Raw genomic sequence first — 22,676 nt, 5'->3', positions numbered from 1 at the left:
TGTGTTATGCCGCGTGAGGGCATCAGGGCGGTATTTTACCCGCATGTCCAGTTGCGGGCCATCTGCCGGGAAGGTGGCGCCTTGGCGCGGTAGGAAAGAAAAGGTACTGCAAAAAGAAAAAATCCGGCGACCACTGCATGGCCGCCGGATTTATCTTGCTAACTAACGGTGATATCTTGCCTGGCGATTAGAACGTGTAGCGGCCGCCCAGCGTGAAGTAACGGCCCACAGCGCCCGACTGGTGCAGCGATGGGTTGTAGTTGATGCGGCCGTAGGTCTGCACGTCCAGCGGTGCCATCTTGTCGAACAAGTTGGTGATCGACGCGGTGAGTTCCCATTGTTTCGTGACACTCCACTTGGCAAACAGATCCGTGGTCGTGAACGAAGCGATACGGCAGTTTTTATATGGCACGTGGTCCGCATCGGAGTCCAGGCACTCGCCGTCAACATCGTTCTTGTTGCTGATGCTGCTGACGTAGTTCATGTTCGCCGTGACGTTGACCGGACCTTGATCCCAGCCCAGGGTCAGGCGGACTTTAGTCTTCGGCGTGCCACCGTTGCCGGACAGGTTGACGTCACCGTGGGTGCCGGCAAATTTCAGTACCGTGCCGTCGGCGTTGGTGCGGGTGAACTCTTTCATGTACGTAACCGTCACGCCCGAGTTGAAGCGGCCGTATTCTCCTGCGTTGTACTTGCCGCGCAGATCCAGGTCGATACCCGAGGTCTTGGTTTGACCCGCGTTCAGGTAAGGCGCCTTGATCATCAGGATAGGACCAACGAGGCCCGGGAAGTTGCTCGTTGGTTCGCCGCGAACGATTTCCGCATCCGGGTAACCAGCTGGGTTGGCAACCACGGCACCAGGATCGGAACCGTTGATTTCGCCCTCGCGGACGATTTTCCACCAGTCGATCGACAGACTGATGTTCTTGATCGGCTCAAGCACCATACCCAGGCTATAGCTCTTCGATGTTTCTGGCTTGATGTTTTTGTTGCCGATCGTGATCGCGCCAACTTGTTGCGACAAAGTACAATCCACTGGCAAACCCGTGACAGCGCAACGCACGGGATCGTTGGGGATGCTGGTGAACGCCGCCACGGCGCTGTTGCCGTTTTCTGCGGCGCTTGGAGCACGGAAACCTTCCGCATACGTACCGCGGAAGGCCACGGCCGAGGCAGGCGTGAACTTGAAGCCAACTTTTGGCGTGGTCGAGCGGCCATAATCCGAGTAATCATCGGTACGCAGCGCGAATTGCAGTTCCAGCTCTTTCATGACTGGCGCGGCGATCTCGGCGTACAGGGCCTTGACGTTGCGCGAACCTTGCGAAGCGGAATAGCCGAGGCCAACGATATCGTTGATATTGGTGTATGGCGTTGCCTGGCTGTTCGTCTCTTCCTTGCGGTATTCGGCTCCCAGAGCGATGCCCATCATGCCGCCTGGCAATTGGAACAGTTCGCGCGTAGCCTTGAAGTCCAGCGAGGTGCTCTTCGTCGTGCCCGAGTTTTGCAGCGTAGGCGATACCAGTGCCAGTACTTCAGGGGTGTTGACCACGCCTTTGCCGATGCGGAAGGTGCCGTTGTTCAGCGCCGTGCGCAGGGCGCTGGTACGGTAGTAACCCGTTTGCGTGCGGTCGGTTTTGCTTTCTGCGTACATCAGGCCCGTATCGTAATCCCAGTTGGCGTACGTACCCTTGACGCCGGCCAGGACACGGGTGACGGTCGTTTCGAGGTTCGATACGCGTGGACGCGAAGCATCGACCCAGCGTGGACGAGCGGCGACCCCTAGGATGTTGTCCGGGTGGCCCGCTGGCATCAGCAGTTGGTCCGTGCCACTGTTGGTGTTGTTGACGCGGGCGTTGATCAGGTCAAAGCCGGCGCCGGTCAGGCCGGACGGGGTGGTGTAGGTGTCGGCCTTTGATTTGAAGATGCCCACTTCCGTGTAGCCTTGCGCATTCGCGCCCAGCGCCAGGGTACCGCGCATGAACAGGTTGACGTTTTCGGTCTTTGGCTGGATGGTCGCGAACTGAATCGGATCCCACAGGCAGCCGCCGCCGGCGTTATCGCCCGCAGTGCCGCCGGTTGGATCGAGGTTGATCGGATCGCACGAGCCCGGCAAGTTGGTTACATTGCCAAGTTTTGGCGAGATTGGACGCAGGGTGCCCAGGAAGGAGCTGCCGCCACCGTTGCCGCCGGTCGTGGCGCCAGCGCGCTGGTCGCGGCCGCCCCATGGACGGGCATCGGCCTGGCCGATCCACTTGTCGCGGCTGCTTTGCTTGATTTCGCCCGATTTTTTCGCATCGATGGTGGCGAAGACGTTGAATTTGTCGGTGTCCATGTCGCCGAAGCCGATAGCGCCCGAGATGCTGGTGACGGTGCCGTCGCCGTGGCCGCTCTGGCCGACATTGGCCGAAATGGTCTTGCCGACATAGTTCTGGCGCAAGATGATGTTGACCACGCCGGCGATCGCATCGGAACCATAAATGGCGGAAGCGCCGTCTTTCAGGATGTCGATGCGGTCCACGGCGTCGAGGGGAATCGAGTTCAAGTCGACGAAGCTGCGCTGGCCGTCATCGCCGAAGCCGTAAGGCGCCGTGCGGCGGCCATTGATCAGTACGAGGGTCGAGCTGACGCTCAAACCGCGCAGCGAAACACCCGAGGCGCTGCCGGCGAAACCGTTGGTGAAGGAGCCACTGATACTGCCGTTGTTATCGGCGGAGATACTGCGCACGACGTCGGCGATCGAAGCTTTACCTGTTTGTTCGATGTCCTTGCGGGTCAGCGTTTGAACGACCGAAATGGTTTCGGCTTCCGCGCGTTTGATGCTCGAACCGGTCACTTCGACCCTTTGAATGCTTTCGCCAGTGGTTTGTGCGTTTGCCACTTGCATGCCAAACGCAAGGCTGCCGATAAACATCAAACGGATAGACCGCGATAATCCTGTTTCCACCATCATTGCAAAACTCCTCACTATATGAATATGTAGCCTGACGTCGCCTTGTATTGGCAAGGCCGGCCATATATATCTATTATTTTATCGATCGTCTCATGGACGGTGTCTTTGAAGTTTTTGAGTATTCAAAATTTCAAGATGTTAATGAAACCATCGCAGCTGCTTGGCTGTCAATTTTTATAGTGGAAATGCATGTAAAAAACAACACAAGGCACAGTTCGGCACATCCCCTTTGCTGCAGTGCAGCGTCGTTGATGGCCTGCAGGCCGCATGCCTTCTGGCTTGCAGGGTAGGTTCAGACGTATGGTATGGAAGTAAAAACGTTGTTTTTTTGTACTAAGTCGGAGAACGATAGACGTAAGCGCCATCATGGTGCAATATTAGGTTTTTGCATCATGGTAGTGCGGCGCCGCGCCATATTGGTGCTTGATTGTCGATAGTTTTGGCGTTTTATTTCTTTCTATATTTGAAAAGATAATATCGGGTCCGCCATTATATGGATGCTCGGATTATCTTTGTTTGTTTTATTGCATTATTCGAGATGCTGCACGTAAAGACGGCGCAGTGATATTTTGCATTGCGGCGTGGCTGGCATTATCGGCGCCGAATTAAATTGAGGCGCGCGGCAATTTTCCGCGCAATGACAGAGTAGTGTAGTGCTTCGATGTGATGCGCCGTGCCCATGAACAGGCCGATGGTGCCGGTGGCCAAAGCCGCTTCTTCAGCTTGGGTGGCATACACGTTCTGTATATAGTAAGGCGAACTTGGCGGCAGCAATGCCGTTCCGTTCTTCGACAGGGCGGGATGACTGAAAAGTCATCCCGCCTTTTTTTCGGTGCGCCATGCATGGCGCGACGCGCGCGAGCGCGGCTCGACTGACTGTGGTGGTTAGTTGAGTGACTTGGAGGTGAAAGTCCTCTGCACACCCGGCAAGGGGAAGTGCTAGCTGAACGGCAAGGGTGTCCGTCGCCAGGCGGAATCTGAAGGGAGCCGCAGGCAAAATGCTGGTCTGACGCACAGGAAGCGGATTAGGCGGCGTAGCGGGGTAAGCAGTCCGATATCTGTAAAGCCCGATACTTGCACGGAACGCTATGACGTAGATCCGACAGACATAAGCATGAAGGTCGCGCGAATTACCCCGGAAGGCCCATCAATCTGCCTCGTGCTACCGGCATCGCAAGGTGCCGGGATGGATTGGTGGTAGTCAGCAGAGGCCATATTAGCCGCTCGGAACCGGAGTGCTGAAGGGCTGAATCTGACATGAGTGGACAGTCACGCGTGCTCTCTGAGCGGGCAGGGCGCAAGCCTCTGATAAAGGAGGGCCTTGGTCAATGGACGAGACCGGAAGTCTTTGCCGTAACCGAGGTGCTTGCAGACCGACAGGCGGCACGACGCACGAAACCAAGCTCGCTGGGGCAACCCAGTAGTCAGGAAACGCCGGATACGTGATCCGTACGTCCGGTGTTGTGGGAGGACGGCGGGGGCAACCCCGCCTCCTACCCGATCTCTTATTTCTCCATCGGCGATCTCGCCAGCATGCGGCGCAATCTTGGGGCTCTGTGTTCGGCACGGTTGCCGGAAGGCGGCCGCGCCGTGCCTCGCGCAACTGGCGTCTCCCGCGTGCGGCGGGCAGCCGATTTAACAATTCATCCTGCGCTCGTTGATATTTGACGGAAAAATGGGTGGGTGCAGAATTTCATTTCGATAGTTTCTACGTTACCCAACAAAAATATTTTTTTAAATCGATGTATTTATTTTTCTGCAATCTTGGCGGGGAAATGTGAATGCGCAAGACGCTGCCCGGAAGCAGCGTTTTTCAGTATGTTTTCATATGAGGAATGGCCGTGGCAGACAGGCTAAAAACGGCTGGAATGACAGTGCTGCGGCAGGCCTTTTTTGTCCGCTCGGAGCTGGATAAATAGCTGAAAAAAACGGAAAATTTGCCAAACTCCAATGTCAAAAAACAACAAAAAACGTCTATTTCCGGATTTTTCCTCTATTCAATTAAAGATTCGACCATGTTAATTGACAATATTTTTTCTGTTACAGATACTTACTTGTGCCAAAAATTTTGACACATACAAGTGCCACATGAGCCACTGCGATCCAGTTGCCTGGTGTTCATTAAAAATTACAAGTTGAGATTGCTAAACATGATGCTGAGTAAACCAAAATTAAGCCCTATTAGTAAGGCGGTGTTTTTTGCTTTGAGCGCCATTGCTGCCTCCGCCCATGCACAAAACACGGGAGCTGCCGCAGCGCCGGTCATGCAACGTGTTGAAGTGACTGGTTCGAACATCAAGCGCATGGATACGGAAACGGCTTCGCCGGTTACCGTCATTCGTCGTGACGAAATCAAGGCCACCGGTGCCAATACCGTGCGCCAGATTCTCGATACTCTGACGTCTTTCGATAGCACTACCCTGAAGGATGACGGTTCCTCGAACAGCTTTGCCCGCGGCGCGTCTGGCGCGGCCATGCGCGGCCTGGGCAAGGGCGCCACGCTGGTGCTGGTCAATGGCCGTCGCGTGTCGAACTATGCTTTCGCCGATGGCGGCAAGGAAACCTTCGTCAACCTCGATTCGATTCCTGCGGACGCGATTGAGCGTGTGGAAGTGTTGAAGGATGGCGCATCGGCCGTGTATGGTTCTGATGCCATGGCCGGTGTGATCAACATCATCACCCGCAAGAGCTATCAAGGCGTTAGCGTGAGCGCCAATTACCAGCAACCTACCAGCGATAGCCTCGGCAAGCAGACCACCGTTGGTTTGCTGGCTGGTTATGGCGATCTCGAGAAAGACCGCTATAACGTCTTCTTCAACATCGAAGGCTACAAGCGCGAGGGTTACAAACTGGCTGACGTGATTGGCAAATATCCTTCCTACCACAAGAAAGTTGTCAGCACGGCTTTCGGCGATCCTTCGCTGACGTCCTATCCAGGTAACTTGAACCAGGCCGCTGGCGGCGGCAACCCTGCTGTGCGCCAAGCCGTCAAGGGCTGCCAGGTCATCAATGCCACGGGCCTGTGCACTAGCGACCTTAACGGAATCAACCCATGGTCGGACGGTGCCGAGCGCGTCAACTTGTATAGCGCCTTGCACTTCAAGCTCAATGAAACGACGCGCGGTTTCGCCGAAGTGTCTTACTCGGAAACCCGTACCAACTATGAGCCACTGCCATTCGCCATGGCGGCAGGTTCGCCATGGAACTGGTTCGACGGCAACAAGAAGCAATCACAAAGCGTACAGAAGCCAAGACTGCCAGCTAACTCGCCATACAATCCATATAACTTCCCGGTTGGCCTGGACTATCGCTTCATGGACAGCAACCTGGACTGGTCCTCGCCATCGAAAGCCACGCAATACCGCGTCATGGCCGGCCTGGAAGGCACGGTTGGCGCCTATGATTGGGAGGCAACGGTTGGCCGTACCGGCGGTGATGGTACATCGCGCAACCGCGGCCCGCACCGCGACCGTATGCCTGCTGCCATCGTCAGCGGCGAGTACAAGCTCGGTGGCCAGAATAGCGATGCATTGTTGGCGAGCATGTTCCCGGTGGTCGGCACCGATGCTGAACTGTCCACCAACTTTGCCGAAGCGAAATTGACCGGTGAGCTGATGGCTTTGCCAGCCGGTCCACTGAGTTTCGCCGTTGGTGCTGAAGTGCGCCAGGAAAAGATGTATATCAAGTCGCTCGACAACGTCATGAATGCCGAGATCATCAGCCAGGGTTCGCTGTGGATCGATGGCGAGCGTACGCTGAGCGCCGCTTACTTGGAATTGAACGCGCCAGTCCTCAAGGGCCTGGAACTGAACGGTGCGCTGCGCCTGGATAAAGCACCTGGCTTCTCGGCACACGTGTCGCCTAAACTCGGTGCCAGCTGGAAAGTCGTGCCGCAGTTGCTGTTCCGTGGTACGGTCGCTGGTGGTTTCCGTGCTCCAAATATTCCGGAAACCTTGGGTAAAGTGGGCTTGACCGGCTTCTTCAACAACTCGCTGGATCCAAAACGTTGCGATACTGCAACTGCCATTCGCGACATCCTGCGCAACGGCAATGCCAGCGACAAGGCTGATGCGACCACTGCCTACAACTCGGGTTGCCTGACTTCGATCCCGGCGATGATTTCGTCGAGCTCGACCTTGAAGCCGGAAACCTCGCGCAGCATCACGGTAGGCTTCGTCGCTGAGCCGGTGAAGAACTTTACCATTGCACTCGATTATTACAAGATCGAGCGCAAGGACCAGATCGACTACCGCGACGTGCCATATGTGCTGGAACGTGAAGATAATCCCGGTTACTCCGACAAGATGGTACGCAACCCGGTCAGTGATACCGATCGTCGCCTGGCTGCACGCGCCAACACCTTGAAGCCAGGTGCTAACATCGCCTGGGGCGCAGGTTCCATCCAGTCGCTGTTGCTGAACTATGAAAACTTCGGCAAGACCGATTCGCAAGGCGTGGATATCGATTTGAACGGCCGTATTTCGGCCGGCGAATACGGTACCGTGACCCTGGGTCTGCAGACCACCGTTGCCCTGAAACTGCGTTACTGGGATATCGATGCCAACGAGTACCGTCCTAACATAGTTGGTAATCTGGATAACCCGCGTGTTGTGTCGGTGCTGAGCGCCGCATGGCGCAAAGGCCCGATGACGGCTGGCGTGCGCGTCAACTACCGTTCTGCGCAGTCGTTGAACTATGACGAGACGGATGAAGCGCGTTGGGGTGAGGCTGGTTGCCGTAAGGCACTAGCGGCACTGGATGCCAATGACCTGTCGTGCAGCGTAGCAAGCGATGTGCGTACTGATTTGAACTTTGCTTACACGGGCATCAAAAACCTGCGTTTGCTGGCGAACATCAACAACGTCTTCGAACGTGATCGTCCGATGAACGTGCGTACCGGCTACGTGTGGCGTCCACGCACCCTGAAAGTGGGTGCCGAGTACTCGTTTTAATTAGACAGGCTGGACGGCGCCAGCAAGGGCTGTCCAGCGGATATGGCATGACGTAGTTGCTACGTCGCGTTACTGGCGCAGTGCGGGAAACCGCACTGCGCTTTTTTATTTACATCCCGCCCCACAAGGCGCTCAGCGTCGCCAGCGCCGTCAGGCCCGCCGTTTCCGTGCGCAGGATGCGCGGCCCCATGGACAGGCCGATGGCGCCAGCCGCGATGGCGGCTTTTTCTTCCGCCTCGGTAAACCCGCCTTCCGGCCCCACCATCACGGTGATGGCTTGTGGCGGCTGGTGACGGGCCCAGTCGGCCAGCGACTGCTGCGCGCGTGGCGTCAAAATGATGCGTTTGTGTAAATCTTGCTGGCTGCTCCAGCTACTGAAATCTTGCAGCGGCGCCAGCTGCGCCAGGCGGTTGCGCCCGCATTGTTCCGAAGCGGAAACGATAATGCCTTGCCAATGCGCGAGTTTTTTCTCGGCCCGCTCGGCGGACAGGCGCACGACGCAGCGCTGCGCCGACAGCGGCACGATGCCTGCCGCGCCCAGTTCGATGGCTTTTTCGATGATCCAGTCCATTTTGGACGCTTCCGGCAGCGCCTGCGCCAGGGTCACGGCGTAGGGCAGTTCCGCTTCGCGCGCCACATGGGCTTGTACCTCGGCCGTCACGCTGCGCTTGGCCACCGTTACCAGGCTCGCTTGCACTTCGCCGCCTTCGCCATTGAACAGGGTGATGAGGTCGCCCGGCGCCAGGCGCACGACCTGGATATGGTGGGCGACAGCCTCCGGCAGGGCGATGGTGGTGCCGGCAACGAGCGGCTGGGGACAGAAAAAACGCGGCATGCAAATCCTCAACGGGGGTAAGTGGGGTGGAAAGACGTCAAAGTATAGCCATTTGGCGGGCGAGTACGCCGCAATTCTAATTTGCGGCCCCCCAGTCTGGTAAAATAGTTGACTACAGAAAGCAGCCGGCTTCCCTGTCCGTGCTGTTGCAAACGAATCCCAAACTCGCGACTGACCCACACCATCATGACAACTACGCTCCCGACTACCAAAATGGCCAATGCGATCCGCGCACTGGCAATGGACGCTGTACAAAAGGCCAACTCCGGCCATCCAGGCATGCCGATGGGCATGGCCGAGATCGCAGTTGCCCTGTGGAGTGGTCACTATCGCCACAATCCCGCGAATCCAAAATGGCAGAACCGCGACCGTTTTCTGTTGTCGAATGGCCACGGCTCGATGCTGCACTACGCGCTGCTGCACCTGACGGGCTACGACCTGTCGATGGACGACATCAAGGCCTTCCGCCAGATGCATTCGAAAACCCCGGGCCACCCGGAAGTCGATGTCACGCCAGGCATTGAAACGACGACCGGCCCGCTGGGCCAGGGCATCGCCAACGCCGTCGGCATGGCTCTGTCGGAGCAATTGCTGGCCGCTGAATTCAACAAGCCGGGCCACGACATCGTCAACCACTACACCTACGCTTTTGTCGGCGATGGTTGCCTGATGGAAGGTATTTCCCACGAAGTGTGCGCACTGGCAGGCACCCTGGGCCTGAATAAACTGATCGCCCTGTACGATGACAACGGCATTTCCATCGATGGCAAAGTCGAAGGCTGGTTCACGGACGACACCCCGGCGCGCTTCGAAGCGTACGGCTGGAACGTCATCCGCGCTGTCGACGGCCACGATGTTGCCGCCGTGGCTGCCGCCATCGCTGCCGCCAAGACCGCATCGAAGCCAACCCTGATCTGCTGCAAGACCATCATCGGCAAGGGTTCGCCGAACCTGCAAGGCGGCGACAAGGTCCACGGCGCCGCGCTGGGCGACAAGGAAATCGCTGCCGTGCGCGAATACATCGGCTGGGATGCCGCACCGTTCGAGATGCCGGCCGACGTGTACGCCGCCTGGGATGCGAAGAAACAAGGCGCCCTGCTGGAAGCGGACTGGAACGAGCGCTTTGGCGCCTACAGCCGCGAATTCCCGCAGCAAGCCGCCGAACTGACCCGCCGCATGCAGGGCGAGTTGCCAGCCGCGTTTGAAACGGCGCTGTCGGCCGCGATCGCTTCCTGCGTCGAGAAGAAAGAAAACATCGCCACCCGCAAGGCCAGCCAGAACGCCATCCAGGCGCTGGCCTCGTCCCTGCCGGAATTCCTCGGCGGCTCGGCCGACCTGACCGGTTCGAACCTGACCAACTGGAAAGAATGCGTGGCCGTGCGTTCGGGCCAGCCTGGCAACCATATCAACTACGGCGTGCGCGAATTCGGCATGAGCGCCATCATGAACGGCATCACCTTGCACGGCGGCTACATCCCGTTCGGCGCCACGTTCCTGACGTTCTCCGACTACAGCCGCAATGCCCTGCGCATGGCTGCCCTGATGAAGCTGCGTTCGATCTTCGTGTTTACCCACGATTCGATCGGCCTGGGCGAAGACGGCCCGACGCACCAATCGGTCGAGCACGTCTCGTCGATGCGTCTGATCCCGAACCTGGACAACTGGCGTCCATGCGACACCGTCGAGTCGGCTGCTGCCTGGGGCGCCGCCGTGCGCCGCAAGGATGGCCCGTCGACCCTGATCTTCTCGCGCCAGAACCTGCCGTACCAGGAACGTAGCGCCGAACAGATCGAAAACATCTACCGCGGCGGCTATGTGCTGAACGACGTGGCGGACGCCAAGGCGATCCTGATCGCCACCGGTTCCGAAGTGGAACTGGCTGTCGCCGCCGCCAGCGCGCTGGCGGCCGAAGGCATCAACGTGCGCGTGGTGTCGATGCCGTCGACCGACGTGTATGACCGCCAGGACGCTGCCTACAAGGCCAGCGTGCTGACGAAAGGCGTGCCGCGCGTGGCCATCGAAGCGGGCGTGACCAGCTTCTGGTACAAATACGTGGGTCTGGAAGGCGCCGTGGTCGGTATCGACACGTTTGGCGAATCGGCCCCTGCCGGCGTGCTGTTCAAGCACTTCGGCTTCACGGTCGAGAACGTCGTAGCCAAGGTTAAAGCCGTTATCGCCGGCTAGTATTGATTTTGAGCAGACCCTGGCCATGTGCTGGCCGGGGTGCTGTGCTGATACCTTTTTTTTAATCAGGAGCAGAGTATGACGATCAAAGTTGCAATCAATGGCTACGGCCGCATCGGCCGTAATGTGTTGCGCGCTTTCTACGAAGGCGGCAAGAAACAGGATATCCAGATCGTTGCCATCAACGACCTGGGCGATGCCAAATCGAACGCCCACCTGACCCGCTACGACACCGCGCACGGCAAGTTCCCGGGCACGGTCACTGTCGAAGGCGACAACATGATCGTCAATGGCGATCCGATCCGCGTATTCGCACAGCGCAATCCTGCTGAAATCCCATGGGGCGAGCTGGGCGTGGACGTCGTGCTGGAATGCACGGGCTTCTTCACCACCAAAGAGAAAGCTTCGGCGCACCTGAAGGGTGGCGCGAAAAAAGTCATCATTTCGGCACCAGGCGGCAAGGACGTCGATGCGACCGTCGTGTTCGGCGTGAACCACTCGGTACTGAAATCGACCGATACCGTCATCTCGAACGCTTCGTGCACCACCAACTGCCTGGCACCGCTGGTCAAGCCATTGAACGACGCCATCGGCATCGAAACGGGCCTGATGACCACCGTGCACGCCTACACCAACGACCAGGTGCTGTCCGACGTGATGCATGAAGACCTGCGCCGCGCCCGTTCGGCCACCATGAGCATGATCCCGACCAAGACGGGCGCCGCCGCCGCCGTGGGCCTGGTCCTGCCGGAGCTGAATGGCAAACTGGACGGCTTCGCCATCCGCGTGCCGACCATCAACGTCTCGCTGGTCGACCTGTCCTTCATCGCCAAGCGCGATACCACCGTGGAAGAAGTCAACGCCCTGATGAAGGCCGCTTCGGAAGGCGCCCTGGAAGGCATCCTGACGTACCAGACCGAACCGCTGGTATCGATCGACTTCAACCACAACCCGGCTTCGTCGAACTTCGACTCGACCCTGACCAAAGTGTCGGGCCGCCTGGTGAAAGTCTCGTCGTGGTACGACAACGAGTGGGGTTTCTCGAACCGCATGCTCGACACCACCGTCGCACTGATGTCGGCCAAGTAATTTTTTGACCGTATAAGAAAAACGCCCTTCGGGGCGTTTTTCTTATCATGGCCGTACGACACCTAACAAAACCGTAGCGAACGGCAGTGATTTGTGGCCGAGAAGCGCAACCGCCCTTCAGTACGGTGAGCATCTCCGGCCGCAAAGCGCGACGCGCAGTAGGTTTGGTTAGGTGTACCTACAAGCGGCGCCGGTAGAAACGCCACAGCACGCGCAAATCGCGCAGCACGGGCACGCCGGATAGCAGGGTCAGCACGCCGGCCAGGATGATGGTGGCGGCAGGAAAGCCGATGTGTTTGAAGGCCAGGGCGCCGCTGACGCCGCCGATGAAGAAGCAGGCGATCAGCAGGCTGTGCGTTCTCAGCTTGCCGCGGTTGACCTTGACCATCCGGTCCGGCAGGTGGCGCCGGTTGTAATACGCCATCTTGCCCAGTTCGATGCCGATATCGGTGGACAGGCCCGTCACGTGCGTGGTGCGGATGACGGCGCCTGAAATCTTGGTGATGATGGCGTTCTGTAATCCCATCACAAAGCACAGCAGCAAGATGGTGACGGGGCCCAGCACGTCGGGCATGGCGGCCAGGTAATTGCCCGTCAAGCCGAACAGCAATAACAGGGCCGCTTCCAGCAGCAGGCTGGCGGCAAACTGGCTGTGCAGCCGGCGCCGCTTGCCCCAGTTCACCATGATGGCTGTGACGGCCGCACCGCTGACAAAGGCCAGCCACGCACCCAGCGCGGCCAGGGCCAGCGTGATATTGCCCAGTGCCAGGTCATCGGCCATGCCCGAGACGATGCCCGTCATGTGCGAGGTATAGCCGCCGATGGCGAGAAAGCCGCCCGCATTGACCGCCCCGGCCACCAGCGCCAGCACGCAGCCCAACTGCAGGTTGGCTTGCGTATCGCGCGCCGATCCGCTCAGGCGGGACAGGTAATGGAGTGGCATGCCCGGGCCGGCCTCAGGCGGTGGTGCCGAAGATGGCTTGCCACAGGCGCGTGACATTCTCCGCATGCACGCGCACGCGCTGCGGTTCCACGCGGGCCAGGTCGTGGCCCTGCAGGCGCAGCTGGTGCTGCAGCTTGCGCAGCGCGCGGTAGGCGTCGGCAACCAGGGTAGCCAGCTGCGCGTCGATCAGCCCCAGTTCGCCGCACAGGCGCAGCAGGGCGATATTGCCCGAGTTGGCCGTCAGCTGCGGATATTGCGCCGCATGCTGCAGCACCAGGTATTGCACCATGAATTCGATGTCGATCATGCCGCCCGGATCCTGCTTTAAGTCAAAGCTGCCCGGGCGGGGCGGATGCGCGTCGAGCATCTTCTTGCGCATGGCCACCACTTCGCCCTTGAGCGGGCCGTTTTCCGGGCGCTCCTTGCGCAGGATCGTGTCGCGGATGCGCTCGAAATGCTTGCCGATGGCGACGTCGCCGGCGCAGAAGCGCGCGCGCGTGAGCGCCTGGTGTTCCCACACCCAGGCTGCGCTGCCCTGGTAGCGCTCGAATGCCTGCACGCTGGAGACCAGCATGCCCGAGGCGCCGTCGGGGCGCAGGGCGATGTCGATGTCGAACAGGATGCCGGCCGAGGTGTGCGAGGTCATCCAGGTAATGAAGCGCTGCGCCAGCTTGGCGTACAGGCCGGGCGCGTCCTGGTCGTCGTCGTCGAAGAGGAAAATGACGTCCAGATCCGAGACATAGCCCAACTCCTTGCCGCCCAGCTTGCCATACGCGATGACGGCGAACTTCGGCACGTCGCGGTGGCGCGTGGGTAAGGTTTGCCAGACGGCTTGCACGGTGGCGGCGACGATGATGTCGGCCAGCTGCGACAGGTAGTCGGCCAGCTTTTCCACGCTCAGATCGCCAGCCAGGTCTTGCGCCAGGCATTGGAACAGCTGCGCGTGGTGTGTTTCGCGCAAGATATCCATCTGCCGCTCCGTGTCGCCGGGCGCGTCGTCGAGCTGGCGCTGCAGGTCGAGCGCCAGCGCGGCCGGGTCCGGCACGCTGTTGCGGATGCGTTCATCGAGCAGTTCATCGAGCAGGATCGGGTGCTGGGTGAGGAAGGTGGCGGCCCAGCCGCTGGCGCACACCATGCGCACGACGCGTTCGAGCGTGTGCGGGTATTCCGTCAGCAGCGACAGATAGGCCGAGCGGCGCGCAATCGCTTCCAAAAAGTCGAGCAGCCGGCCCAGGGTGGCCAGCTGGCTGGCATTACCGTTGGACACGGAGCAATCGGTGATCAGGGGCAGGGCGGAATTGACGAGGGCCACCAAGCGCGTGCGGCTCGCCTCGGGCAACGATTGCAAACGGGGCGCCTGCCAGGTGGCCAGCAAACGGCGCGCGCAGGCGGTGGGCTCGTGGAAACCCAGAGCGGCGAAACGCGCCTCGATGGCTTCCTGCTGGTCCGAGGCGGCGCAGTCGTTCGACGTTTGCGGGTCGATGCCCGTGTCGGCCGGCGGCGTGCCGCTGCTCTTGTCGCTGAACATTTCATCGAATTGCCCCGCGACAAACACGCGGTGCGCTTCCAGCTGGGCCAGCAGGGTGGGCGTGTCGGGCAAGCCCATCATCTGCGCAACGATGAGGCGGTCGGCGTCATTCGCGGGCAGGGTATGGGTTTGCGCATCATCGAGGTATTGCAGCCGGTGTTCGAGGTTGCGCAGGAACGCGTAGGAAGCAAGTAATTGTTCCACGATGGCCGGCTCCAGCAAGCCTTTGTCGGCCACCGTGCGCAGGGTGGCGCGCGTGGAACGCTCGCGCAGCTCGGCGTCGCGACCGCCGCGTATCAGCTGGAACACTTGCGCGAGGAATTCGATTTCGCGGATGCCGCCACGGCCCAGCTTGACGTTGTTGCTGCGGTCCGGATGCAGCCGCTCCTGGCGGTTGACCTCGGCGCGGATCTGGCCATGCATGGTGCGGATGGCATCGATGACGCCGAAATCGAGGTAGCGGCGGAAGACAAACGGGCGCACGATGGCGTCGAGCGAGGCGATATCTTCCGGCTTGCCCGTCACGGCGCGCGCCTTGACCCAGGCATAGCGCTCCCATTCGCGGCCCTGCACGATCAGGTATTGCTCCACCATGCCCAGGCTGGCGGCCAGGGGACCCGAATTGCCGTTCGGACGCAAGGCCATGTCCACGCGGAAGGTAAAACCGTCTTGCGTGATCTCGGCCAGGGCGGCGATCAGCTTCTTGCCCATGCGAATGAAAAACTCGTGGTTGGACAGGCTGCGCTGGCCCGGCAAGGTAGCTTGTGTGTCGCCATCTTCCGGATAGACAAAGATCAGGTCGATGTCGGACGAGACGTTCAGTTCGCCGCCGCCCTGCTTGCCCATCGCCAGCACCATCAAGGCCTGTTCCTCGCCCGACTCCTCGCCGACCGGCATGCCGTGCAGGGCCACCATCTCGGCCATGATGGCGTCCACGTGCGTGCGGATAGCGAAATCGGCGAAGCCAGTCATGGCTGTGACCACTTCGTTCAAGTCTGCCTGGCCGCCAAGATCGCGCGCGATCAGGCCGCAGACGAGCAGGTTGCGCAGGCGGCGCATGGCCCGCTCGGGCGGCAGCGGCGGCGTGGCGGCGTTTGATTGCTCGGCCAGCGCGGCCGCGAAGTCGAGCCCGTCCAGCGGCGCGCGCACCAGTTGCGCTACCTGCGCGGCGCGCTCGGGGGCGGCGTCCAGCCAGCGCTGGTAGAAACGGGAGGCGGAGATCAAAGGCTGTGTGCTCATGGTATCGGTAAGTATCTCGTGGATGCTGCGTGCATGTTCTTGTTTAACTTGGCTGCGAACGGCGGGGGATGCGGTAAAATTGTGCCGCTGGCTTCGCCGCCGGCAGTGCGTGCTCTTCCGGACGATGGTAAGGGAGGCTTTGCTCAGACGCAAGCGCAAGGATGCAGGCGCTCACCACGAATGCAGACGATTTTTGCCATTATTTGACGCCGGGCCAGTTTATTAGCTTATTGATGCAAAAACCGCCAGAAGCAAGCGTGACAGAACATGTGCCATTGGCCCTGCGCTGGCAGCGGCTGCGTGCCGCCTATCGCATGGCCAACCTGGCCACCCATCATGTATTGGGTTTTACCATCAAACTGGTGCTGCTGGCGTATTTCGCCTTCGCCGTGCTGTTTTTATTCCTGCGCTACGCCATCTTGCCGAATATCGATTACTACAAAGGCGATATCGAGCGGGCGGCCAGCCGCGCGCTGGGCAACCCTGTCAGTATCGCGCGTATTTATGCCTCCTGGCATGGCGTGCGGCCGAATCTCTTCCTCGGTGACGTGACCCTGCGCGACCAGGCGGGGCGCCAGGCGCTGAGCCTGCCGAGCGTCTCGGCCACCGTGTCGTGGTGGAGCGTGCTCGGTTCCGTGCGCTTCACTACCCTGGAAGTCACGCGGCCCGACCTGGACGTGCGGCGCAGCATGGATGGCAAGCTGTATGTGGCCGGGGTGTTGATCGACAGCACGCAGGGCAGCGAAGGCAAGGGCGCCGACTGGCTGCTGTCGCAGCATGACATCATCATTCGCGACGGCAAGGTGCGCTGGACGGACGAAGTGCGCGGCACCCCCGAGCTGGCTTTATCCCAGGTCAATCTGTTGCTGCGCAACCGCTGGCGCAGCCACCGGCTGGGCTTGCAGGCTACGCCGCCGGCCAGCCTGGCCGCACCCATCGATGTACGCGCTCACTTCACGCATCCGCCTTTCAGCACGCGCATCTCGGATGTGTCGATGTGGAAGGGCGAGCTGTACGCCGACCTGAAAAACGCCGACCTGGCCGCCTGGCGCCGCTACCTCGATTACCCGTTCGAGCTGAGCCAGGGCAAGGGTGCCCTGCGCGCCTGGTTGAGCCTGGATCACGCGCGCCTGGCCGGCTTCACGGCCGACGTGGGCTTGACGGACGTGCAGGCGCAGCTGGGCGAGCATATCGCCCCGCTCGACTTGCTGTCGGTCAGCGGGCGCATTTCGGCAAAGGAAGAGCTGTCGGCGCAGGTGCCGGACGGCAAGCCCACCTTTGGCGCGAATGGGCACCAGGTGGAATTGACGAATTTCGCGGTGGAAACACGCGATGGCCTCAGCCTGCCGCCCACGACCCTGTCCGAACGCTTTGTTGCCGCCACGAAGCGCAAGCCGTCGCGCACGGAAATTACGGCCAAGTCCCTCAATTTGCAAACCCTGGCCGCACTGGCCGACAAGTTGCCGCTGGGCGAACAGCAGCGCCAGCGTCTCGACGCCCTGGCGCCGCGCGGGCGTTTGCAGGATTTCTCGGCGCAATGGGACGGCGAGATGGCCACGCCCGCCAGCTACCGTTTGCGCGGCAAGCTGATCGACCTGGGCCTGAATGCGCAGCCGGCGCGCCTGGCCGTGGCGAAGACGGCGACCAGCCCTGCGCAGGCGGCCGCACCGGCCATTCCCGGCTTCGACCACCTGACCGGCAGCATCGACGCCAATGACAAGGGCGGCAGCATTGCCATCGACGCGCAGGACCTGGTGCTGCAATTGCCCACCTACCTGAGCGAACCGGCCATGCCGTTCGAACGATTCGCCATGCAGGCGCGCTGGACGTTTGAGGCGGGCAATATGCTGCAAGTCGGGCTGGACAAGCTCGACTTCAACCAGCAAGGCTTGCGCGTCGCCTTGCAAGGCACGCACCGCCTGCCGCTCGACGGCAAGAACCTGGGCCAGGTCGACTTGACGGGCATGATCGACAATTTCCAGATCAACACCATCGGCCGCTACCTGCCGCTGCAAACGCCCGAACACCTGCGCCACTGGCTAACGGGCGCGCTGGAAGGCGGCATGGCGCGCGATGTCAGCCTGCGCCTGCGCGGCGAACTCGAGCATTTCCCCTTCAAGGCCGATACGCCCGCCCAGCGCAATCGCGGCGACTTCCGCGTGGCCGGCAAGATCGAGAATGGCACCCTGAACTACGCGCCCGGCGAATTCGCCGAAAGCGGTCCGCTGGCCGGCAAGGCGCCCCTGTGGCCGCAGGCGGAAAAAATCAAGGGCAGTTTCGTGTTCGAACGGGCGCGCATGGAAATCCGCGGCGACACGGCCACCACGGGCGGCGTGGCCTTGACGAATGTGAAAGCCGTGATTCCCGACCTGACCGTGTTCGACACCTTGCTCGACATCGAAGGCAATGCAGCCGGCCCGATGCAGGAATTCCTCAAGTACGTGACGGCCAGTCCCGTGCTGGGCTGGATCGAGCATTTCACGGATGAAACGACGGCCACGGGCAACGCCAAACTGGCGCTCAAATTGCATTTGCCGATCGAGCGCATGCTCGAATCGACCGTGCAGGGCAGCTTGCAGCTGGCCGGTAACGACGTGGTGCTGTTCCATGACATGCCGTCCGTGCTGGGCACGCAAGGCAAGATCGAATTCAATGAAAAGGGCGTCAACCTGAATGGCTTGAACGGCAGCCTGCTGGGCGGGCCGCTGGCCATCTCGGGCGGCACGCAGCCGGACAGTTCCATCCAGGTGAAACTCGTCGGCAACATGACCATCGACGGCTTGCGCAAGACCTATCCGGAGCCCGTGCTGCAGCGACTGGCGAAGCATTTGCATGGCGGCGCCCGTTACAGCGGCCTGATCACGGCGCGCGACCACCAGGTGGTGGTCAATGTCGAGTCGCCGCTGACGGGCCTGGGCCTGGATTTCCCCGCGCCCCTGAAAAAGCCGGCCGGCGACAGCCTGCCCGTGAAATTCACCTTGACGGGCAATGCGGCCAACGGCGCCGGCCTGCGCACGGACGATATCCGCATCGCGCTCGGTTCCGGCATCGCCGCGCGCTACCAGCGCCAGAAGCAGGGCAAGGACGCCTGGCGCCTGGTGCGCGGCGGCATTGGCGTGAACGTGCCGGCGCCGGAACCGGACAGCGGCATGATGTTCAACGTCAACATGAAAACCCTGGACGTGGATAGCTGGATTGCCGCCGGCAGTGAAATCGCTGGCAGCGGCACGGTCCCCGCCGACGGCGGCGCCGCCGACGATGCGCCCGATATCGCGCAATACGTGGTGCCGGACATGATGGCGGCCCGTGCCAGCGAACTGATGCTGGGCGAACGCAAGCTGGAAAACGTGGTCGTGGGCGCCACGCATCAAAAGGATGTGTGGCAAGCCAATATTGACGCGAAGCAAGTGTCCGGTTACGTGACGTGGCTGGAAACGCCGTCCGGCCTGGGCAAGATGACGGCGCGCCTGTCGTCCCTGATCATTCCCGAGTCGGCCGCCAACGATGTGAAGAGTTTACTGGAAGGCAAGAGCGGCGCCCAGTCGATTCCGTCGCTCGATATCATCGCCGAGCAATTTGAACTGTTCAACAAGAAGATCGGCCGGTTGGAGTTGCAGGCCTATAACACCATGGCGGCCGGCGGGCGCGAGTGGCGCGTGGGCAAGCTGCAATTGTCGAATCCCGATGGTGCGCTGAGCGGCAATGGCAAATGGGTCATCAAGGACGGGCAAAGCACCACCAGCCTGCGTTTCGGCCTCGACATCGTCGATGCGGGCAAGTTGCTCGACCGCTTCGGCTTTGCCGACACGGTGCGTCGCGGCAAGGGCCGCCTGAGCGGCGACATCGCCTGGAATGGCTTGCCGTATTCGCTCGATATTCCCACCCTGTCGGGGCAGATCGAGATGAACGTGGAATCGGGCCAGTTCCTCAAACAGGACCCGGGCGCGGCCAAGCTGTTGGGCGTGCTCAGTCTGCAAGCCTTGCCCCGCTTGCTGAAACTCGATTTCCATGACGTGTTTTCCGAAGGCCTGGCCTTCGACGGCATCACGGCCAACGCCAGCATCAAGCGCGGTGTGGTGAGTACCGACAACCTCAAGATGCACGGCGTGGCGGCAACCGTGCTGATGGATGGCACGGCCGATATTGCCAATGAAACGACGAATCTGCATGTGGTGGTGATCCCGGAATTCAACCTGGGCACGGGGCCGCTCGTGTACGCGTTGGCCGTCAATCCCGTCATCGGCCTGGGCAGTTTCCTGGCGCAATTGTTCCTGCGCGCGCCCGTGATGAAGGCGCTCACTTACCACATGCAGATCGCCGGCCCGTGGAAGTCGCCCGTCGTGACCAAGCTCGATGGTGGTAAATTGGAACCTGTCGCCGTGCCTGCCGCTGCGGCCGTGGAGGCTGTGGCGAAATAGGCGAGGCGTTCGAATGGAGAAGAGGTGGCAATGATGCATACAGTGGCAGCAGTACAAATGATTTCCTCGCCATCCGTGGAAGACAACCTGGCCACGGCGCGCCGGCTGGTGGCGCAGGCCGCCGCCGGTGGCGCGCAACTGGTGGTGCTGCCCGAATACTGGGCCATCATGGGCCAGCAGGAAACGGACAAGCTGGCCCATGCGGAGCAGCCCGGCAGCGGACCGATCCAGGATGGCATGGCGCAGATGGCGCGCCAGCATGGCATCTGGCTGATCGGCGGCACCTTGCCCCTGATTTCCGGCGAGGAAGGCAAGGTCTTGAACACGACGCTGGTGTACGACCCGCAAGGCGCGCCGGCCGGCCGCTACGACAAGATCCATTTGTTCGGTTTTACGCGCGGCACCGAGTCGTACAATGAATCGCGCACCATCGTGCCGGGCGCGCAGGTGCGCTCGATCGAGACGCCGTTCGGCCGGGTCGGCCTGTCCATCTGCTATGACTTGCGCTTTCCCGAACTGTACCGCGCCATGGGCGATTGCGCGCTGATCGTCGTGCCGGCCGCGTTTACCCATACGACGGGCAGCGCCCACTGGGAAGTGCTGCTGCGCGCGCGCGCCATCGAAAACCAGTGCTATGTGCTGGCCTCGGCGCAGGGCGGCTTGCATCCGAACGGCCGCCGCACCTGGGGTCACAGCATGCTGATCGACCCGTGGGGCGAAGTGAAAGCCGTGTTGCCCGAAGGCGAGGGCGTGGTGAGCGGCGAGATCGACCTGGCGTTTTTGGCCGGCGTGCGCGAATCCTTGCCAGCGCTCGCGCATCGGACGATGTGAATTGAATTGTGAGAAAGAGCTATGAAGCCATTTGAACCCAATCTGTCCAGCCTGGCTGTGGCGCGCGATATCCTGTTGACTCCCTTCGGCCTGGACGAAGACAAGCTGCTCAAAGCCCTGGGCACGATGTTTACGCACAAGGTCGACTATGCCGACCTGTATTTCCAGTCGACCAGGAGCGAAGGCTGGAGCCTGGAAGAGGGCATCGTCAAGACGGGCAGTTTTTCCATCGACCAGGGCGTGGGCGTGCGCGCCGTGTCTGGCGACAAGACGGCGTTTGCGTATTCCGACGATATTTCCGAGCGGGCCCTGCTGGAAGCGGCGGCGGCCACGCGCACGATTGCGCGCGCCGGTTCGGGCAAGATCAAGATTGCGGGGAACACGCTGGCGCAGGGCGGGCGCTCGCTGTACCTGCCCGACGATCCGCTCGCCTCGCTGGACGCCACGGCCAAGGTGCGGTTGCTCGAGCGCGTGGAAAAGATGGCGCGCGCGAAAGATCCCAGGGTGGTGCAAGTGATGGCGGGCCTGGCTGGCGAATACGACGTGGTGCTGGTGCTGCGCAGCGACGGCGTGCTGGCGGCCGACATCCGCCCGCTGGTGCGCGTCTCGCTGACGGTGATCGCGGAGCAGCATGGCCGCCGAGAAACGGGCTCGGCCGGCGGCGGCGGGCGTTTCAGCTATGACTATTTCAGTGATGCCGTGCTGGAACAATATGCGGCCGACGCTGTCAATTCGGCCCTGGTGAACCTGGAAGCGCGCCCGGCGCCCGCCGGCCCCATGACCATCGTGCTGGGACCGGGCTGGCCCGGCATCCTGCTGCACGAAGCGATCGGCCATGGCCTGGAAGGCGATTTCAACCGCAAGGGTTCGTCCGCGTTTTCCGGGCGCATCGGCGAACGCGTGGCCGCCAAGGGCGTCACGGTGGTCGACGACGGCACCCTGGCTGGCCGGCGCGGCTCGCTGAATATCGACGACGAGGGCAACCCCACGCAGTGCACGACCCTGATCGAGGATGGCATCCTGAAGGGCTATATCCAGGACACCATGAACGCGCGCCTGATGAAGATGCCCGTGACGGGCAATGCGCGCCGCGAATCGTTTGCCCACTTGCCCATGCCGCGCATGACGAACACGTATATGCTCGGTGGCGACAAGGACCCGGGCGAGATCCTCGCGTCCGTCAAGAACGGCCTGTATGCCGTCAACTTCGGCGGGGGCCAGGTCGACATTACGAACGGCAAGTTCGTCTTCTCGGCCAGCGAAGCGTATATGATCGAAAACGGCAAGCTCAGCTATCCAGTGAAGGGCGCCACCCTGATTGGCAATGGTCCGGACGTGCTCAACCGCGTTTCGATGATCGGCAACGACATGCGCCTGGACTCGGGCGTGGGCGTGTGCGGCAAGGAGGGGCAAAGCGTGCCCGTGGGCGTGGGGCAGCCGACCCTGAGACTGGATGGCATCACGGTTGGCGGGACTGCCTGATTTTTCGGACACTGTGAGGCCAACGCGATTGTCGGATTACGCCCTCCGGGCGAATCCGACCTACTTTTTTCTGACATGGCGCGTGCGTAGGTCGGCTTAGCGCGCAGCGCGTAAGCCGACGCCCCCAATGGCAGTGTCAACAATGGTGTCGGATTACGCGTGGCTGCGCCCCGCTAATCCGACCTTGTATTATTCCTCTCATGCGGTTGGTGGTGTTGCGAACAA

10 protein-coding genes are annotated in these 22,676 nt (G+C 61.0%); 6 read left to right on the top strand and 4 right to left on the bottom strand.

Going from position 1 to position 22,676, the window contains the following annotated elements:
* Nucleotides 1-187: 187 nt before the first annotated feature.
* Complete coding sequence (locus tag AC54AF_RS09665) at nucleotides 188-2,884, bottom strand: TonB-dependent receptor domain-containing protein (protein WP_496636370.1); 2,697 nt, start codon at nucleotides 2,882-2,884, stop codon at nucleotides 188-190.
* Nucleotides 2,885-5,100: 2,216 nt separating this feature from the next.
* Here AC54AF_RS09665 and AC54AF_RS09660 point away from each other — a divergent pair.
* A complete protein-coding gene (locus AC54AF_RS09660; protein ID WP_496636369.1) occupies nucleotides 5,101-7,902 on the top strand; it encodes a TonB-dependent receptor plug domain-containing protein in 2,802 nt (933 codons plus the stop codon).
* A 109-nt stretch (nucleotides 7,903-8,011) separates the two neighbouring features.
* On the opposite strand, the gene AC54AF_RS09655 is transcribed toward AC54AF_RS09660, so the two are convergent.
* Nucleotides 8,012-8,737 carry a 16S rRNA (uracil(1498)-N(3))-methyltransferase gene (locus AC54AF_RS09655; protein WP_496636368.1) on the bottom strand — a complete coding sequence of 242 codons (726 nt, stop codon included), beginning with the start codon at nucleotides 8,735-8,737 and terminating at the stop codon, nucleotides 8,012-8,014.
* Between the two features lie 186 nt (nucleotides 8,738-8,923).
* Between AC54AF_RS09655 and tkt the strand changes: the two genes are divergently transcribed.
* Both tkt and gap read left to right on the top strand, forming a co-directional pair.
* Nucleotides 8,924-10,921: a transketolase gene (gene tkt, locus AC54AF_RS09650; RefSeq protein ID WP_496636367.1), complete on the top strand. Its 1,998-nt coding sequence runs from the start codon at nucleotides 8,924-8,926 to the stop codon at nucleotides 10,919-10,921.
* A 78-nt stretch (nucleotides 10,922-10,999) separates the two neighbouring features.
* A complete protein-coding gene (gene gap / locus AC54AF_RS09645; RefSeq protein WP_010395244.1) occupies nucleotides 11,000-12,010 on the top strand; it encodes a type I glyceraldehyde-3-phosphate dehydrogenase in 1,011 nt (336 codons plus the stop codon).
* A gap of 178 nt (nucleotides 12,011-12,188) precedes the next feature.
* On the opposite strand, the gene AC54AF_RS09640 is transcribed toward gap, so the two are convergent.
* Nucleotides 12,189-12,953 (bottom strand): YoaK family protein, encoded by a 765-nt coding sequence (locus AC54AF_RS09640; protein WP_496636366.1) that lies wholly within the window; start codon nucleotides 12,951-12,953, stop codon nucleotides 12,189-12,191.
* Between the two features lie 13 nt (nucleotides 12,954-12,966).
* Nucleotides 12,967-15,720 carry a bifunctional [glutamate--ammonia ligase]-adenylyl-L-tyrosine phosphorylase/[glutamate--ammonia-ligase] adenylyltransferase gene (gene glnE, locus AC54AF_RS09635; protein ID WP_496636365.1) on the bottom strand — a complete coding sequence of 918 codons (2,754 nt, stop codon included), beginning with the start codon at nucleotides 15,718-15,720 and terminating at the stop codon, nucleotides 12,967-12,969.
* Nucleotides 15,721-15,953: 233 nt separating this feature from the next.
* On the opposite strand from glnE, the gene AC54AF_RS09630 reads away from it, so the two are divergent.
* The 3 genes from AC54AF_RS09630 to tldD are packed head-to-tail and all read left to right on the top strand — an operon-like array spanning nucleotide 15,954 to nucleotide 22,451.
* Nucleotides 15,954-20,138, top strand: coding sequence for a YhdP family protein (locus AC54AF_RS09630; RefSeq protein WP_496636364.1), 4,185 nt, complete (start codon nucleotides 15,954-15,956; stop codon nucleotides 20,136-20,138).
* A 30-nt stretch (nucleotides 20,139-20,168) separates the two neighbouring features.
* Entirely contained in the window at nucleotides 20,169-20,969 is an 801-nt protein-coding gene (locus AC54AF_RS09625) for a nitrilase-related carbon-nitrogen hydrolase (RefSeq protein WP_131688811.1), read from the top strand.
* A 21-nt stretch (nucleotides 20,970-20,990) separates the two neighbouring features.
* Nucleotides 20,991-22,451 (top strand): metalloprotease TldD, encoded by a 1,461-nt coding sequence (gene tldD, locus AC54AF_RS09620; RefSeq protein WP_496636363.1) that lies wholly within the window; start codon nucleotides 20,991-20,993, stop codon nucleotides 22,449-22,451.
* Nucleotides 22,452-22,676 lie beyond the last annotated feature (225 nt).

The organism is Janthinobacterium sp. JF4 (assembly GCF_059617925.1).
This window is presented reverse-complemented; position numbering and strand designations above follow the sequence as displayed.